12 protein-coding genes are annotated in these 15,402 nt (G+C 57.9%); 3 read left to right on the top strand and 9 right to left on the bottom strand.

The window, feature by feature from the left end; all coding sequences use genetic code 11:
* The coding region (locus tag QIT27_RS07505) for an FAD-binding protein (protein WP_285263163.1) at positions 1–428 on the top strand (428 nt) is incomplete at its 5' end.
* Positions 429–622: 194 nt separating this feature from the next.
* Positions 623–1,582: an NAD(P)H-dependent flavin oxidoreductase gene (locus tag QIT27_RS07500; RefSeq protein ID WP_285263363.1), complete on the top strand. Its 960-nt coding sequence runs from the start codon at positions 623–625 to the stop codon at positions 1,580–1,582.
* Here the strand turns inward: QIT27_RS07500 and QIT27_RS07495 are convergent.
* The 8 genes from QIT27_RS07495 to QIT27_RS07460 form a co-directional block, all read right to left on the bottom strand.
* On the bottom strand, positions 1,564–2,343 hold the full coding sequence (locus QIT27_RS07495; protein ID WP_285263362.1) for an enoyl-CoA hydratase/isomerase family protein: 780 nt from the start codon (positions 2,341–2,343) through the stop codon (positions 1,564–1,566). The two genes, QIT27_RS07500 and QIT27_RS07495, sit on opposite strands and share 19 nt — an antisense overlap.
* Positions 2,344–2,353: 10 nt before the next feature.
* On the bottom strand, positions 2,354–3,472 hold the full coding sequence (locus tag QIT27_RS07490) for an acyl-CoA dehydrogenase family protein (RefSeq protein WP_285263361.1): 1,119 nt from the start codon (positions 3,470–3,472) through the stop codon (positions 2,354–2,356).
* A 10-nt stretch (positions 3,473–3,482) separates the two neighbouring features.
* Positions 3,483–4,676: an acyl-CoA dehydrogenase family protein gene (locus tag QIT27_RS07485; RefSeq protein ID WP_285263360.1), complete on the bottom strand. Its 1,194-nt coding sequence runs from the start codon at positions 4,674–4,676 to the stop codon at positions 3,483–3,485.
* A complete protein-coding gene (locus QIT27_RS07480; RefSeq protein ID WP_285263359.1) occupies positions 4,673–6,121 on the bottom strand; it encodes an enoyl-CoA hydratase/isomerase family protein in 1,449 nt (482 codons plus the stop codon). The genes QIT27_RS07485 and QIT27_RS07480 overlap by 4 nt, the downstream gene beginning before the upstream one ends.
* A gap of 185 nt (positions 6,122–6,306) precedes the next feature.
* The gene (locus QIT27_RS07475; RefSeq protein WP_253016447.1) at positions 6,307–7,452 is read right to left on the bottom strand and encodes a TAXI family TRAP transporter solute-binding subunit; all 1,146 of its coding nucleotides are present in this window, start codon (positions 7,450–7,452) and stop codon (positions 6,307–6,309) included.
* 20 nt (positions 7,453–7,472) lie between these two features.
* Entirely contained in the window at positions 7,473–9,479 is a 2,007-nt protein-coding gene (locus tag QIT27_RS07470; RefSeq protein WP_253016445.1) for a TRAP transporter permease, read from the bottom strand.
* Positions 9,480–9,528: 49 nt separating this feature from the next.
* On the bottom strand, positions 9,529–10,689 hold the full coding sequence (locus tag QIT27_RS07465) for a TAXI family TRAP transporter solute-binding subunit (RefSeq protein WP_285263358.1): 1,161 nt from the start codon (positions 10,687–10,689) through the stop codon (positions 9,529–9,531).
* Between the two features lie 235 nt (positions 10,690–10,924).
* The gene (locus QIT27_RS07460) at positions 10,925–12,628 is read right to left on the bottom strand and encodes a SulP family inorganic anion transporter (RefSeq protein WP_285263357.1); all 1,704 of its coding nucleotides are present in this window, start codon (positions 12,626–12,628) and stop codon (positions 10,925–10,927) included.
* Positions 12,629–12,865: 237 nt separating this feature from the next.
* On the opposite strand from QIT27_RS07460, the gene QIT27_RS07455 reads away from it, so the two are divergent.
* On the top strand, positions 12,866–14,506 hold the full coding sequence (locus QIT27_RS07455) for a methyl-accepting chemotaxis protein (protein ID WP_285263356.1): 1,641 nt from the start codon (positions 12,866–12,868) through the stop codon (positions 14,504–14,506).
* Here the strand turns inward: QIT27_RS07455 and rarD are convergent.
* Positions 14,480–15,385 (bottom strand): EamA family transporter RarD, encoded by a 906-nt coding sequence (gene rarD / locus QIT27_RS07450; protein ID WP_285263355.1) that lies wholly within the window; start codon positions 15,383–15,385, stop codon positions 14,480–14,482. The genes QIT27_RS07455 and rarD overlap by 27 nt on opposite strands.
* Positions 15,386–15,402: the final 17 nt, after the last annotated feature.

Below are 15,402 nucleotides of genomic sequence, written 5' to 3'. Positions count from 1 at the left end.
CGTTCGCCGCTGACAACAGCCAATCCAGCTTTGTCAAAGAAGAGCTAGCCCAGAGCGACCGCCCGGAACTCGGTGGCGCCAAGGTCGTCATCTCCGGCGGCCGTGGCATGGGCAACGGCGAGAACTTCAAGCTGCTGGACGGCATTGCCGACAAGCTGGGCGCGGCCATTGGCGCTTCTCGCGCGGCGGTAGACGCGGGCTTCGTACCCAACGACATGCAGGTGGGCCAGACCGGTAAGATCGTCGCGCCTGAGCTCTACATTGCGGTGGGTATTTCAGGTGCGATTCAGCACTTGGCGGGCATGAAAGACTCCAAAGTGATCGTCGCGATCAACAAAGACGACGAAGCGCCGATCTTCCAGGTCGCCGACTACGGCCTGGTAGGGGATCTGTTTGAGATTCTTCCTGAGCTGGAAAGCAAGCTGTAAGTTTAGGAGGCCGTCCGGAATAGCCCTAGGCGGGGGCGCTGTAAACCCGTCCATGGGCGCTACTTTCGCCATCCCTGGCGAAAGACCCCCGCTACGGGCTGTTCCGGCCATGCCAACTATTTTGGCCATGCCTTAAAACCCCTTTTTGGGGTTTTCACGCTGATGGGCTTACAAACAATGATAATGAGCCACGTATGCTAACCCAACTGACTGCCTCGATGACGCTGCCGGTTATCGGCTCTCCCATGTTTATCGTTTCTGGCCCTGAGCTGGTGATTGCCCAGTGTAAGGCGGGGATTATTGGCGCGTTTCCGGCGCTGAACGCCAGGCCTGCGGAAGTGCTTCGGGAGTGGCTGCAGCAGATTACCGATACCTTAGACGACTATAACGCTCAGAATCCGCAGCAGCCCGCCGCGCCGTTTGCGGTGAATCAGATCGTGCACCCCACCAATGACCGCCTGGAGCATGATGTGGCGCTATGCGCTGAGTTTAAGGTGCCGCTGATCATTACCAGCCTGCATGCGCCCAATCGGGTGGTCGAGCAGGTACACGCCTATGGCGGCATGGTATTTCACGATGTGACCACGCTGAGGCACGCTAAAAAAGCCATCGATGCCGGGGTGGATGGGCTGATTTTGGTCTGCCATGGGGCAGGCGGCCATGCGGGGCGGCTTAACCCCTTCGCTTTTGTGGCGGAGGTCAGGCAGTTTTACGATGGCCCGCTGGTGCTGGCAGGGGCGATAACCAAAGGCGAGCAGATCGCTGCCGCTCAGGCGCTGGGCGTGGACATGGTGTATATGGGCACGCGCTTTATTGCCACCCAGGAAGCCAATGCTCAGCCCGCATACAAGCAGATGGTACTGGAAGCCGCTGCGGGGGATATCGTCTATACCAACCTGTTTACCGGCGTGCACGGAAACTACCTGCGCCAAAGCATCGAGCTGGCCGGGCTTGACCCAGAGGCACTGCCAGAGGGCGACAAAAGCGCCATGCGCTATGGATCAGGCGGCAGCAGCAAGGCAAAAGCGTGGCGGGATATTTGGGGTGCCGGGCAGGGAGTGGGGGGCATTACCACACTGAGCAGCGTGGCCGATGAAGTAGCCACGCTGCGTGCGGATTACCAACAAGCGCTGGATCAATTGCGGCGGCGCTGACGAAAAGCAGCCACGCGAGCGTGAAAATCCTCGGTGGCCTTACACTCATCCTGCAGTGCGCCTTCAAGCGTTAGCGTGTCGTCAAGCGACAGGTTCGCCGCCTGCCGCATGGCCCGTTTTGTTGCTCCCAGAGCTTGGGGTGACTGAGCCACCAGGGCCTGTGCCAGCGCTCGTGCTTCCGCTAACACCTGATCATCTTCCACTGCCCGGTTGGCCAAGCCCAGCGCCACACAGCGCTCGGCATCGATGGGTGTAGCCAGTGCCGCCATCTCAAAGGCCTGGGCGTGGCCTAGCTTGCGTACCAAATGCCAGCAAGCGCCGCCGTCGGGAATCAAGCCAATATTGATAAAGGCCAGTTTTAGGTAAGCCGAGCGGCCCATCACCACCATATCGCTGGCCAGCACGTAGGACACACCAATCCCCGCAGCAGCGCCGCTCACCGCGGCGATTACGGGCTTTTCCATCGTCATCATGCTGCGCAGCGCAGGCAAAAAAAGCGTTGCCAGCCGCTCGCTGGCAGGCTGGGTGGAGGCCTTTTCGAATTCTGCTAAATCAGCACCGGCACAAAAGGCGCTACCTTCACCGCTGAGGATCACGCAGCGCACCTGCGGGTCAGCTGCCACGGTGGCTAATGCGTCATTGAGCGCCAGGGCCGTGGGCTCGTTGAGGGCATTGCGCACCGCAGGGCGCGCAATGGTCACTTCGGCGATACCGCCCTCGGTAGTCTCAAGGTGTACTAACGGATTTTCTTCCCTGCGCATGAGCTTCTCCTTAGGCGGCGTCGAGCTGTTCGCTCACCGTCTCAAGGTGATAGTCGCTGTCGCCCAGGTAGTGGTCAAACATCACCAGATGTTTGGCGTAGTGAGCCACGTAGCACTCTTCGGTCATACCCATGCCGCCATGAAGCTGAATGGCCTGTTCCGCAATAAAGCGCGCAGACTCGCCGCAGTAAGCCTTGGCAGCGGCGATTTTATAGTCCCGCTCGTCAGCAGGCAGCGAGAGGCTGGTGGCGGCGAGAATCGCCATGGAGCGCGACTGTTCTAGGTGAAGGTGCATATCCACCATGCGGTGCTGCAGTGACTGGAACGTGGCTAGCGGCAGGCCAAACTGCTTGCGCTCTTTTAAATAGGCGAGGGTTTGGTCGCAGGCAGTTTCCATCGCACCAATGGCCTCGGCACACAGCGCGGCGCGGCCCAGAGCCAGTACCTCTGCCAATGCGTCACCTGCGTCTTCGCTTAGGCAGTTCTCTAGTGGCAGTGCCACGCTGTTCAACGTTAGGTCACCGGCGGACTGGTCATCCATTGTGCGATAGGTCTGTAAGGTGACGCCTTGCGTATTGGCAGGGACGATAAACACGCCTAGCTTGCCGGTAGGCAGTTGGGCGGTCACCAGCGTGGCGGCGGCATTGCCGAGGTTCATTACGACATCTTTGCGGCCGTTAAGCTTCCACTGGCCATCTTGTTGGCTCGCTTGGGTTGAAATATCGAAAGCGTCATAGCGGGCGGTGTGTTCTTGCCAAGCCAAGGCGAGCTGGTGTTCACCTTCTAACAGCGGAGCCAGCCAGCGCTCCTGCTGTGCTGAGTTGGCGCATAGCGCAAGCAGCTGCCCGGGCATGACTAATCCAAACAGGTACGCTTCCGGCACCAAGCCGCGCCCCAAGGCCTGCATAATAATCATTACATCGGTGCCGTCGCCGCCTAGCCCGCCGACGTCTTCGCTAAACGGCATATGCAGCAGGCCCAGCTCGGCAAACGTGCGCCATAGCGGGCTGGCCCCTTGGGCAGGCGCTTCCAGCATAGCGCGGCGCTGCTCGGGCGTTACCTGGTCGGCCACTAAGCGTGTCAGTGTCTCTTCGAGCATGCGCTGCTCGTCGGTGAGTGCAAAATCCATGGTGACCCCCTTACATACCTAAAATGGTTTTAGCGACGATGCTTTTTTGAATCTCGTTGGCACCGCCATAAATCGACAGCTTGCGACGATTAAAATACTGGGCGCTGGCGGCAGCGCCTTGGACGTATTCGTCATCTAGCGACGCATCACCATGGAGAAACTCGGGGAAGAATGGCAGGGCAGCAGGCCCAAGCGCACGGCGGGTAAGCTCGCTGATCTCCTGGCGCAGTTCAGAGCCGCGTACTTTTAGCAGCGAGCTTTCTGCACCTGGCACGCCGCCATCTCGCGCTGCGGCAATCACGCGCAAGTTGGTCACTTCCAGCGCCATCAGCTCAAGCTCGGCTTTGAGCACACGCTGGCGAAAGCTGGGGAGCGATAAAAGCGGCTTGCTGCGATGCTGCATACGGGAGGCGAGGGACTTCAAGTGGCGCAGTGCCTGCTTGGCGTGGCCAAGCCCGGCAATGCCGGTGCGCTCGTGGGTAAGCAAGAATTTGGCGCAGGTCCAGCCCTGGCCCTCTTCACCCACGCGGTTTTCTACCGGCACGCGCACATTATCGAGAAACACTTCGTTGACTTCATGAGCACCGTCGAGGGTGATAATCGGCCGTACGGTAATGCCGGGGGTCTGCATATCGATCAGCAAAAAGCTGATACCCGCCTGCTTTTTAGCGTGGGGGTCGGTGCGCACCAAACAGAACATCATGTTGGCGTGCTGGCCTAGGGTGGTCCAGGTTTTCTGCCCGTTGACGATGTAGTGGTCGCCATCGAGCACGGCGCGGGTGGATAAGCCCGCCAAATCCGAGCCAGCACCCGGCTCGGAGTAGCCCTGGCACCACCAGTCCTGGTTATTAAGAATCCGCGGCAGGTAGTGCTGTTGCTGCTCCATACTGCCAAATTTCATGATCACTGGCGCGACCATATTGACGCCAAAGGGCACCACCGTAGGGGCGTGGGCGGCGGCACACTCTTCATCGAAGATATGTCGCTGCACCGGGCCCCAGCCTGGACCGCCGTGCTCAACAGGCCAGTTGGCGGCAAGCCACCCTTGTTCGCTGAGAATATTCTGCCAGCGGATGTGGTCATCGGCGCGTAAATGGCGGCCTAGACGCACACGCTCACGGATGTCGCTCGGCAGTGCATCGGCTAAAAATCGGCGGACTTCCTCGCGGAATGCCTGCTCTTCGGGGCTAAACGTCAGGTTCATGAGTGTGCATCCTCGGAAGGCGTCTTTTTGTGAATCGATGAATGGGATGGCAGAGAGGCTTGGCGGTGCGGCCCGCCTAAATGGCGGGGGTAGCCCAGCGCTTCCACTGCCAGCAGGTCAATATCGCTCTCGCGGTAGCAGGTACCTTGCTGCGCTAGCGTCAGGCTCGCCTGCTCCATGGCTGACTGAGCGTCGTTGTCGGGCGCTTGCTTTGCGGCGTTATAAAGCGTGCTCAGTACGCTAGGCGACTTGCTCACCACCACGTTGGTCCGCAGCGCTTTGAGTGTTAAAGCCACCCGCTGCTGGTCGGTCGCGCTGGCGTGGTGATTCATCAATTCATGGAAGGGGCCGCGCTCGGCAAGCACTAGGCTGAGAGGCGATGTTGAGGCATTTGAGGTAAGTAACTGCAGCGCTACGGTGACCGCTTGAGAAGAGCAGGCGCTGGCATCTTCGCCAGGGGCGAGCAGGCACAGCTCAGTGCTATCGTTTGGGGTATCGATAAGCGTTATGCTGGCGCGCTGGGCGGCGCTATGAAGCGTCTCAAACAGCGGGTGTTCACCGATGAGGGCGATCTTCGCAAAGGGCTCAGCATTGTCTACGCCAGGAACGACATGGGGATTTCTAGCGGCAAAAAAGAGGTGAATCAGCCCTGCGCGCTGCGGGGAATCCATACAGGCCAGAAACAGCTCCCGCTCGCGGCGCAAACCCTCTTCCAGAGATGCGGCTTTGGTGCAGGCGTCAACGGCGTCCACAATGCGAAACGGAGAGAACAGTGCCGGCACGCTGGTTTCAAGCTGTTCGCGCATGGCGGCAATGGCTGAGGGGTTGGCCTCTGGAGCGGGTAACTGACCGGTGATGCGCGCCTGCTGTTGTCCCGCTAATACCTCTTTTGCCGCTGCCAAACCCGCTTCCAGCGGTGTTTGGGCATCGCTGATGGCATCGATAATGCCGATATCCTGCGCTTCAGCGGCGTCTACAAAGCGGCCGCTGGTGATGATGTCTAAGGATCTTTCCACACCTACCAAGCGGGGCAGCCGTTGGGTACCGCCTGCGCCGGGCAGTAAGCCAAGCTTCACTTCTGGTAAACCTACGCGTGTGCCTGCCAGCGCAACACGATAGTGGCAACCCAGCGCAACTTCCAAGCCGCCGCCTAGCGCAGTGCCGTGTAGCGATGCGATGAGCGGTTTCGAGCAGGCTTCTAGTTGTGTAATGACATCCGGTAGCAGCGGTGCTTGGGGCGGCTTACCAAATTCACGTATATCGGCCCCAGCGATAAAGGTGCGCCCCTCTGCCATCACCACCAGTGCTTGGGCCTGCTGGTCGGCCAACCCCTCTTCAAGGGCGCTGAGCAAACCGCTACGCACCGCTTGGCTCAATGCGTTGACGGGCGGGTTAGCGATACTAATGACGCCGACCTCGCCATGTCGCTGGTAGTGAACACTCATAGTGGCTCCCATGTTTTGCTATATGAAATTTAAAGTTGTTATACGGAATGAGGTGATCATGGCGAAAGACACCGTTGGAGTCAATAATGCAAAATAACGTTCTGCATTGCGGAATATAGTTGGCTAAACAAAAGGCCGCACAGTGGCGGCCTTAGGTAATGACTTCCGTCGTGATTGAAGCAACATCAGAAAACGGGGTTTAACCCAGCTTCTTGTAAGGCGACGCGCCGAGTTTCCATCCAGCCGTCGATAAATGCCGCTTCGTCTTCGGGGGCATCGGCTTGATAGGCTTCCCAGGTGTCCATTAGCAGCTGTTGCCGCTCCACCAGGGCGTTTTGGTGGGCGTCCATTTCATCGGTCCATACACCGCTTTCTTGGTAGTACGCCACCACAGCATCGTGGAAAGGTACTACCCAGGTCATGTTTTGATTCTCAAGGGCATAGCCGCTAGCCCCTGGGGCGTTATCTTTATAGTCGTCAAACGACTCCACTAGCGTGGTGATCAAGCCGGTGACAGTTTCAGGGGCTAAATCGGCGTTGCTCACTAGAATGGGGTAAGGGTAGCTGGCGCTGGCCAGTGGCTGTTCAGCGTTAATACCCGCGCCTGACGTCACATCGTGGGGCTGGAAGTAGGGCGCCAGTTCCAGCATCTGTGCCCAGCCTGCTTCATCGTCAGTGGGCAGTTCTGGCCACTGTAAGCCACGAGGGCTAGCCGCTAACCGCTGCGCCGCCGGTGTCACGGTGGTGGTAATAGCGGCATCGGCACGGCCGCTGATAATGCCGTCGAAGGCGGCGTTGTAGCCGGGGAAGTCGACGCGTTCAACGTCATCCCAGGTCAAACCTGCGAATGCTAGGTAGGCTTCAGCAGCTTTGTTCAGCGCATCGTCGCCGCGCAGGTAGGCTAGCCGTTTACCTTCCAGATCAGCGATGGAACCCATCTCTACGTCGCCTGCCACCGCCATGCCTATGCCAAAACTCGCCATGGAGGTTGAAATCACCCGAATAGGCTGCGGCCCCCAGTCCGGCCCGGCGAACATCATCACGCCTTCAGAGCCGTAGTAGCTGGCAATGCCGCAGGCGCAGAGATCCACGCGGCCAGTTTTCAGCGGCGTCATGCGCATGGTGTCGTTTTCACCCGGAATAACGCGGGACTGAGTGCCGTGCTCCTCTTGTAGCAGCTGGCTGATGGCCATAATCTGCGCATGGCCACTGGTGCCGGTGCCATACGCGGTCCAATTCAGCGTGCTAGGCATGGCGCTAGCGCTTCCAGCCGCCAGCAGGCCTGCCGTTAAACTACCGAGTACGAGGGTGAGGTTTGTTTTTGTGCTCATAAATATCCTCGAGGGTGGCATTAAGCGTTGGCAGTGAGCGAACGCTGGTGATGGCGCTGGCTAAGGCGGGCAAGCACCACGGCGGGTAGCAGCGCCACGGCGGCTAAACCGATCAACTCCCACTGGCTTAGCGGTACCATGCCGCCGCCCGGTAGGGCGAGCAGTAGCCCCGCGATCAGTACTAGCGCGCGAATGACGATTTCCTGCAGCGCGCCGTAGCCCAATCGCCCAACACCCATTAGGTAGCCTTGCATGGCAGAGGCAAACAGAATGATGCCGATGACTGCTTGGATAAACACGGCAATGATCATCCATGGTTCGCCCTGCATGATCAGCGCAGGGTTCAGCACGAACAGGAAGGGGATAAAGTAAATCACGCTGCCTAGGCGCATGGCCTGCAGGCCGGTTTCCATCGGGCGGGCACCGGCCACGGTGGCGGCGGCAAAGGCACCGAGTGCCACGGGTGGCGTGATAAAGCTGAGCATGCCCCAGTAGAGGATGAACATATGCACCGCCATGGGGTCCAGACCGCCGCCTTGAATCAGCGCAGGGGCGAGCGCCACCGCCAGGAAGATATAGGCCGCAGTGACCGTCATGCCAATGCCCAACACAAAGCTTGTTACCGCGCCCATAATCAGCAGTAGCGGCACGCTGCCGCCAGCGATATTGATAAAGTCGTTGGCAATGGTGCCGGAAAGGCCGGTCATGGAGAGCGCGCCCACCAGCATACCCACGCCCGCCAGAATGGCGATGAGTTCGGCGAACAGTTTGGCCGCTGACGAGAGCGTTTCGGTGACATCCTTCCAACCCCAGCGGTTCTGCTTAGAGAGTTGGTTGAGCACTAACAGCAGGGCGGTCGCATAGAACGGGGCAACCGCTTCGCGCTGCATGATCAGCAGCATCCATACCAGCAGGCCGAAGACGAAGATAAAGTACCAGCCCTCTTTCAGCGTTTGCTTAATCGACGGCAGCTCTATGGCGGGCAGGCCTTTGATGTCATTGCGCGCGGCATAGGCATCAATTTGAATGAACAGGCCAAGGAAATAGAGAATCGAGGGAATGACCGCTGCCAGCGCCACCGCTGAGTAGGGAATATCCAGGAACATGGCCATCACGAAGGCGGTGGCACCCATCACTGGGGGCATCAATACGCCACCGGTTGAGGCGCAGGCTTCCACACCGCCCGCAAACGAGCGGCTCATGCCAATGCGGCGCATGGCCGGAATCGAGAGTACCCCGGTGGTCAGCACGTTACTGATCACGCTGCCGCTCATGGAGCCCATCAGGCCGCTGGAGAAAATCGACACCTTAGCTGGGCCGCCGCGTACATGGCCTAAAAGCGCAAAGGCTAAATTAATGAAGAATTTGCCGCCGCCGCTTTTTTGCAGCACCACGCCAAACACCAGAAAGCCAATCACCAGGCCCGCAAACGCCTGTAGCGGAACCCCCATGATGCTTTCGGTGCTCATGGTGTGGTACATCGCTGTTTCAGGCAGGCTAGAAGGGAATGCCTGGATGGGGCCAGGAACGATATCGGCTACCAAGGGGTAAAGCGAGAACACCCCGGCAATGATGGCAATCGGCAAACCGCCGGCTCGGCGGGCGGCTTCGATAATCAATAACCAGTAGGCATAGCTGAAATAAATGGCGATATCCGGAGCTGCAAACGCCCAGCCGCGCTCCAGAATGGGAACAGCGTTATACACAAAGTAGCCACCCACGATCAGCGTTACAGCGCTAAGCAGGTAGTCATACCAGGGAATGGATTGCTCCTGTTGGCTGCTGCGCATGGGCCATAGCAGAAACACGAGCGGCAGTAGCAGTGCCACCACTGCGTAGTAAAACTGAGTTTCCAGCCCGGTCACGAACGTGAGCAAGCCCCAGTTAAACAGGTAGTCCAGCGTCATCATCATGAGTAATACGGTGACGGTGGCAGGCACCCAACGAAGCGCCAGAGGCAGCTCGCGGATTTGGCTGATTTTTTCTTTAACCTGCGGCGTGCTGGCAGGTGTGGTATCGGTGGTCATAGGGCGTTCCATCAATCAGCAGGGGCGGCGAGCGCCGCCCCGTGGCGAGTTACTCGAAGATCGGCTCGAACCCAGCATCGGTGAGCGCCGTGGCGCGGGCGGCCATCCAGTCAGTAGTAAACGTATCGGCATCGCTGGGTGCGTCTTGCATAAACTGCTCCCAGGCCTGCATTAATACGTTTTGACGCTCAACGAGTTGGTCTTGGTGGGCCTGCATCTCATCGGTCCACACGTCGATCTCTTTGTAGTACTCCACCACTGCGTCGTGGAATGGGATTACCCACTGTAGATCCTGGTACTCCAGCGCGTAGCCCACTGCACCCGGCGCGTTATCTTTGTAGTCGTCGTAGTTTTCCTGCATCGCTTTGATTAAACCGTAAGCGACATTGTCATCAAGGTTTTGATTCGCCACCACAATGGGGTACGGATAGCTGGCGCTGGGTACCGGGTTGTCGGCGCTAATGCCGCCTGCACCGGCGGTGACTTCATGGGGGCGGAAGTAAGGTGCCACCGCCGCCATGCGTTCCCAGCCAGCTTCATCGTTAGGGTCAAGCACCGGCCAGCTAACGCCCCTAGGGCTGCTCGCGAGCTGCTGAGCGGGCGGCGTAACGGTGGTAGTGAACGAGGCGTCCACATCGCCAGCAATAATACCGTCGAAAGAGCGGGCATAGCCGGGGTAGTCAACGCGTTCAACGTCATCCCAGGTTAGGCCGCCGAAGGCAAGGTACGCCTCAGTGCCTTTGTTAAGGGCATCGTCACCGCGAATATAAGCAATGCGTTTGCCTGCTAAATCGGCGGGGGTTTCAACGTCCAAATCCCCCGCCACGGCCAGTGACAGGCCAAACGACGCGGTAGAGGTGGTAATCACGCGCAGCGGCTGCGGACCCCAATCGCGGTCGGCAAACATCATGACCCCTTCGGCGCCGTAGTAGCTGGCGATACCGCAAGCACACAGGTCAACGCGACCCTGTTTGAGGGGCGTCATACGGGAGACATCGTTATCGCCGGGCAGAATGCGCACAGAAGAGTCGTACTTATTCTGCAGCATATTGCCAATGGCAACGGCCTGGGCGTAGCCGCTGGAGTTGGTGCCGTAGGCGGTCCAGGCCATGGTGCCAGGGAGTTCTACCTCGCTGGCATGGCTGATTGATGCACTCAATAAAGAAAGGGGAAGTGCGGCGATGAGTAGGCGGTGAGCAAACGGACGCATTGAGATGCTCCTTTATTGTGGTTGCTTCTATTGTGATTGTTACTTTCAGGTTCGTTACGTTTAGTTACTTTGTGTTTTGCTATGCGGTATTTGGTTTTGCTAAGTGGTCGAGTGATAGTAGGTAAGGCCAGAGAGGCTGTCAACGCTGTTCTCATAGGCGACTACAAATAGTCCTTAGCACAACGTAAAAAGCCAGGCGGTTGCCTGGCTTTTCAATAAGTTATGATTCTTAAAGCTAAGAAAATTCGCGCCATGCCGCGTAGGTGCTTAAAAATACCCGCCCGGTTAAAGCCTCCAGGAAATCACTTTTTTTCAACTGGTCCATCACCGGTCCTTTCACCTCGGACAGGTGTAGTTTGACATCGGAATCCTTCAAGCGAGCATTGATGGCATCCAAGCTCTCCAAAGCTGAGGCATCAATCAGGTTGACCGCTGAACAGATCAGCACGACATGCTCAAGCTCCGGGCGGCTGGCCACCAAGTTGTAGACGGTGTCTTCAAGATAACGCGCATTGGCGAAGTAAAGGCTCTCATCGATGCGCAGCAGAGCTGCGTTGCTTACCGTCTCCACATCGTGCCGCTCTATGTTGCGAAAGTGCTCGGTATCCGGCACTCGGCCCACTAAGGCACTGTGGGGGCGGCTGGTGCGGTATAAAAAGAGCGCAATAGAGAGCGTCACTCCGCCAATAATGCCCGCTTCAATGCCTTCCACCAGCGTTAATAGAATGGTGACCGCCATGGCGGCAAAGTCGCTGCGGGAGTAGCGCCAGGTTTGGCGCAGCATGGGGATATCCACCAGCGTTAAAATAGACACCGTGATGGTGGCGGCAAGCGTCGCGATGGGCAGATAGTAAAGCCAGCCGGTAAACGCCATCGTCACTAGCGCAATGCCGAGTGCGGCAAAGGCCCCAGCAGCAGGCGTTTGCGCGCCCGCATCATAATTGATGACGGTGCGGGATAAGCCGCCTGTAACAGGCATGCCGCTGGTAAAGCCTGCCGCTAAGTTGGCGGCTCCTAAGCCAATCAGCTCCTGGTTGGGAGAGATACGCTGGCGCCGTTTTGCCGCCAGCATCTGCCCCATAGAGACCGATTCCACGAAGCCTACCAAACTGATCAGCATGGCGGGGATAAGGAGTGCCCGCCAAAGTGATACGTCGCTCCAAGGAAAGCTCAAGGCGGGCAGGCCACTGGGAATGGTGCCAACGACGGCTACACCCTCGTTGTAGGCGAGCTGCCAATACCACGTGGCCAGGGTGGTGATGATCACGGCAAACACCGGGCCTGCTTTGGTGATTAAATCAGCGAGTGTGGCAGGCAGGCCAAGTTTGATGAGGCTCTTCTTGCCGAAGCGGCGCATCAGCACCAGAAAGAGCAACGTTCCTCCACCGATGGTCATGGTGTAAGGATTGTAGGTAGATAGGTTGGGTAGCAGCGTCATCAAGCGTTCGACCAACGTAAAACCGCTGCTGGCGACGCCTAACAGGCTGCCCAGCTGGCTGACGGCAATCAATATGCCTGACGCGGTCAAAAAACCGGATATGACCGGATGACTCAAAAAGTTGCTAAAAAAGCCCATCTTCATCGCGCCCATGGCAACCAACAGGGCACCGGAGAGCAATGAAAGCACAAGGGCCGCCTGGAGATATTCGGGCGAGCCCGGAGTGGCCACCGAAGAGAGGGCTGCCCCAGTCATCAGTGCGATGATGGCGACGGGCCCCACGGCCAAGGTTCTGCTGGTGCCCATCAAGGTGTAGAGCAATTGCGGCAAAATGCTGGCATACAGCCCCACTACCGCTGGCAGGCCTGCCAGTAGGGCGTAAGCCAGTGACTGCGGTATGACCATGACGGTCACGATCAGCCCCGCCAGAAGATCGGCTCCCAGCAAACGCTTGTGGTAATGAGGTAGCCAATTGAAGATGGGCAAATAGCGTTTGAACATAAGCTCCTAGGCGTTCGCCACGTCAGTATGAAAGCAACAGCAAAAACGAAGGCAGATAGTTTAGCGCGTTATGTCCTCAATAACGGCATGGTTGGGTTATTTCCCCGTACTGCGCTCTTCCCCCAAAGTGCTACTTATTTCATTAGCATAAACCGTTAAGCTGACTGAGAAAGTGGGAATCTCCCCTATCGCATCGTCTTACGACTCAACAACGTCAATTACAAAAGAGTGCACCACATGCGACTACTTCGTTGGCTAGTGCCACTGCTCTTGATCATTACGGCGACTTGGCTGGTATCGCTTCCTGGACCATGGCCTTATGCGGCGATGGTATGCGCTTTGTTGGCAGGAATGACGGCTGTCGTAAGTGCCCTCTATGGCATTTATAACGCGGGTCAGCAACAGTTGGAACGCACTGCGCTATTCAAACCCCTGCGTGATTATGGATCCCTTCGGGCCATGGCGTACCGACTGATGAAGCGTGCCAGCAGTACCGCCATTGCCTCGGCAGAAGTGTCTCACTACGCCGACCTGATGGCTCAGCGATTGGGCAAGCAGGAGAGCATGGCGAGCGAGGCGTCCTCAAGTATGAGCGCGATCAACACCGCCATCGTGCAGGTCAGCGCCAGCGCCTCTCAAGTGGCTGCACTGGCTGAAAGCGCTCGTCAAGCTAGCCACCACAATCATGACGAGCTGACGGATATCATTAAGGACATGACCGACGTGGCCGAACGCTCCAGCCAAGCATTGGAGATGCTGACGGCGCTTAACGATAAAATCGAGCGGGTGCGGAGTGTCACCTCGATGATCGAAGACATCGCAGAGCAAACCCACCTGCTCTCCTTGAACGCCTCCATTGAAGCGGCGCGCGCTGGCGAACACGGGCGTGGGTTTGCCGTGGTGGCGGGGGAGGTTCGTAACTTAGCGATGAAAACCTCTACCGCTACTCAGAGCGTCGATGATCTAGTGAAAGACATGCATCAAAGCGGGCAAAGCGTGGTGGTCACGATGAACGATCTGATGACCCGCGTGCGAGAGCGCTCTCAAGGTATGCAGCGTGTCGGCAGCAGCCTAGCGACGATCACGGAAGAGTTCGATCAAGTCGAGCAAGAGATTACCAGCGTGGCGGAGGCCATGAGCAGCACGAAGGCGCACAGCCAGACCGTCGCCGACAGCCTACGGCAGTTGGAAGAGGACGTGGACGAAGGTAATCGCAATATGCACGAGCTGGCCCTGCAAGCGCGGGCGCTGATGGATGCTGCCGAAGGCGTCGATGGCGAATTGGCACAGCAGCGATTGCTGGGGCGGCACCAAACGGTATTCATGGCCGCCCGCCGTACGGCCGACCGCATTGGCAAGCTGTTCGAAACGGCCATTGCGCAAGGCACATTATCAGAAGCGGCGCTGTTTCAACCCGACTACGCTGCCATCAGTGGCACCCGTCCGCCGCTGTACCATACCGGCTTCGACCGTTTCACCGACCAACAGCTGCCCACGCTACAAGAGCCGCTGCTTAGTGAGCATGGTTTGAGCTATGCGATTGCCTGCGACCGCAACGGATACGTGCCGACTCACAACGCTGCAGTGAGCCGCGAACCCACCGGCGACTACGACCACGACCTTAAGTATTGTCGTAGCAAACGAATTTTCGACGACCCGACTGGCAGTCGCTGCGGTGCGCATGAGAAGCCGCTGTTACTACAAACGTACAAACGCGATACCGGAGAGATCATGCATGACCTCTCTGTGCCCATCTATGTCAACGGCAAACACTGGGGCGGCTTTCGAGTGGGGTATCAGCCCGACAAAGAGACCGCCAAGCCGGTGAGCGAGGAGCCAGCACTGCCAGCGTCAAACGGCCGCTTGGCGAGGGCGTGACTGCCAGGATGACCAAGAGTAGAGTGCCAGTCCTGTCCAAATCATTACAAAAGTGGCGAGTTGAATCAGGCCCAGCGGCTCACCAAAGATCGTCAGTGCAATCAAAAATTGAATGCTGGGGTTGATGTACATCAAGAATCCCAGCGTTGCTAAACGTAGACGGCGGGCCGCGCCTGCAAAGGCCATGAGGGGCAGGGCGGTCAGAACGCCACTCACGACGAGAAGCGCAGACATAGGGACATCGTGCAAGAAGTGCGATGTTCCCTGCCAACTCATCCACGTTAACGCGACCAAGGCCAGAGGAAAAAGCAGCAGCGTTTCCACAAAGAGGCCGGATAAGCCATCCAGCGGAACCTGCTTGCGAAACAAGCCGTAGCTACCAAAGCTCAACGCGAGCAGCAGACTGATCCATGGTAATTCCCCCAGCATGACGAACTGAATGGCAATCGCTAGGCTGGCAAGGCCCAGGGCCATCAACTGCAATTTAGCCATCACCTCTCGCAGTACTAACATGCCGAGTGCGACATTCACCAACGGCGTGAGAAAGTAGCCTAAACTGGCTTGCAGTACCTGCTTACTCTCCACTGCGTAAATATAGATACCCCAGTTGAAGGCGATCAACAACGCACAGGCCAGCACCCGTCCCAGGCGCTTGGGTTCGATCAATGCCGCTACCACCGGCGGCCAGCGGCGCAGAACACTGATCAATCCGACCAGAAATAGGCATGACCATAAAATCCGATGAATCAAGATTTCGAGCGCAGGAATCCCATCGAAGAGAGCAAAAAAGAGCGGAAAACACCCCCACATGGTGTAGGCCGTCAAGCCGAACATAACGCCTTTGACCGCTTCAGGGTCTCGTGGAGCGGATGGAAGCATAGCAGCCTCATTAAGTA

The organism is Halomonas sp. LC1, from assembly GCF_030247125.1.
Lineage (GTDB): Bacteria > Pseudomonadota > Gammaproteobacteria > Pseudomonadales > Halomonadaceae > Vreelandella.
This window is presented reverse-complemented; position numbering and strand designations above follow the sequence as displayed.

Coding starts and splice junctions, on each gene's coding strand:
- QIT27_RS07500 (WP_285263363.1), top strand. CDS start 623: ATGCTAACCCAACTGACTGCCTCGATGACGCTGCCGGTTATCGGCTCT.
- QIT27_RS07495 (WP_285263362.1), bottom strand. CDS start 2,343: ATGCGCAGGGAAGAAAATCCGTTAGTACACCTTGAGACTACCGAGGGC.
- QIT27_RS07490 (WP_285263361.1), bottom strand. CDS start 3,472: ATGGATTTTGCACTCACCGACGAGCAGCGCATGCTCGAAGAGACACTG.
- QIT27_RS07485 (WP_285263360.1), bottom strand. CDS start 4,676: ATGAACCTGACGTTTAGCCCCGAAGAGCAGGCATTCCGCGAGGAAGTC.
- QIT27_RS07480 (WP_285263359.1), bottom strand. CDS start 6,121: ATGAGTGTTCACTACCAGCGACATGGCGAGGTCGGCGTCATTAGTATC.
- QIT27_RS07475 (WP_253016447.1), bottom strand. CDS start 7,452: ATGAGCACAAAAACAAACCTCACCCTCGTACTCGGTAGTTTAACGGCA.
- QIT27_RS07470 (WP_253016445.1), bottom strand. CDS start 9,479: ATGACCACCGATACCACACCTGCCAGCACGCCGCAGGTTAAAGAAAAA.
- QIT27_RS07465 (WP_285263358.1), bottom strand. CDS start 10,689: ATGCGTCCGTTTGCTCACCGCCTACTCATCGCCGCACTTCCCCTTTCT.
- QIT27_RS07460 (WP_285263357.1), bottom strand. CDS start 12,628: ATGTTCAAACGCTATTTGCCCATCTTCAATTGGCTACCTCATTACCAC.
- QIT27_RS07455 (WP_285263356.1), top strand. CDS start 12,866: ATGCGACTACTTCGTTGGCTAGTGCCACTGCTCTTGATCATTACGGCG.
- rarD (WP_285263355.1), bottom strand. CDS start 15,385: ATGCTTCCATCCGCTCCACGAGACCCTGAAGCGGTCAAAGGCGTTATG.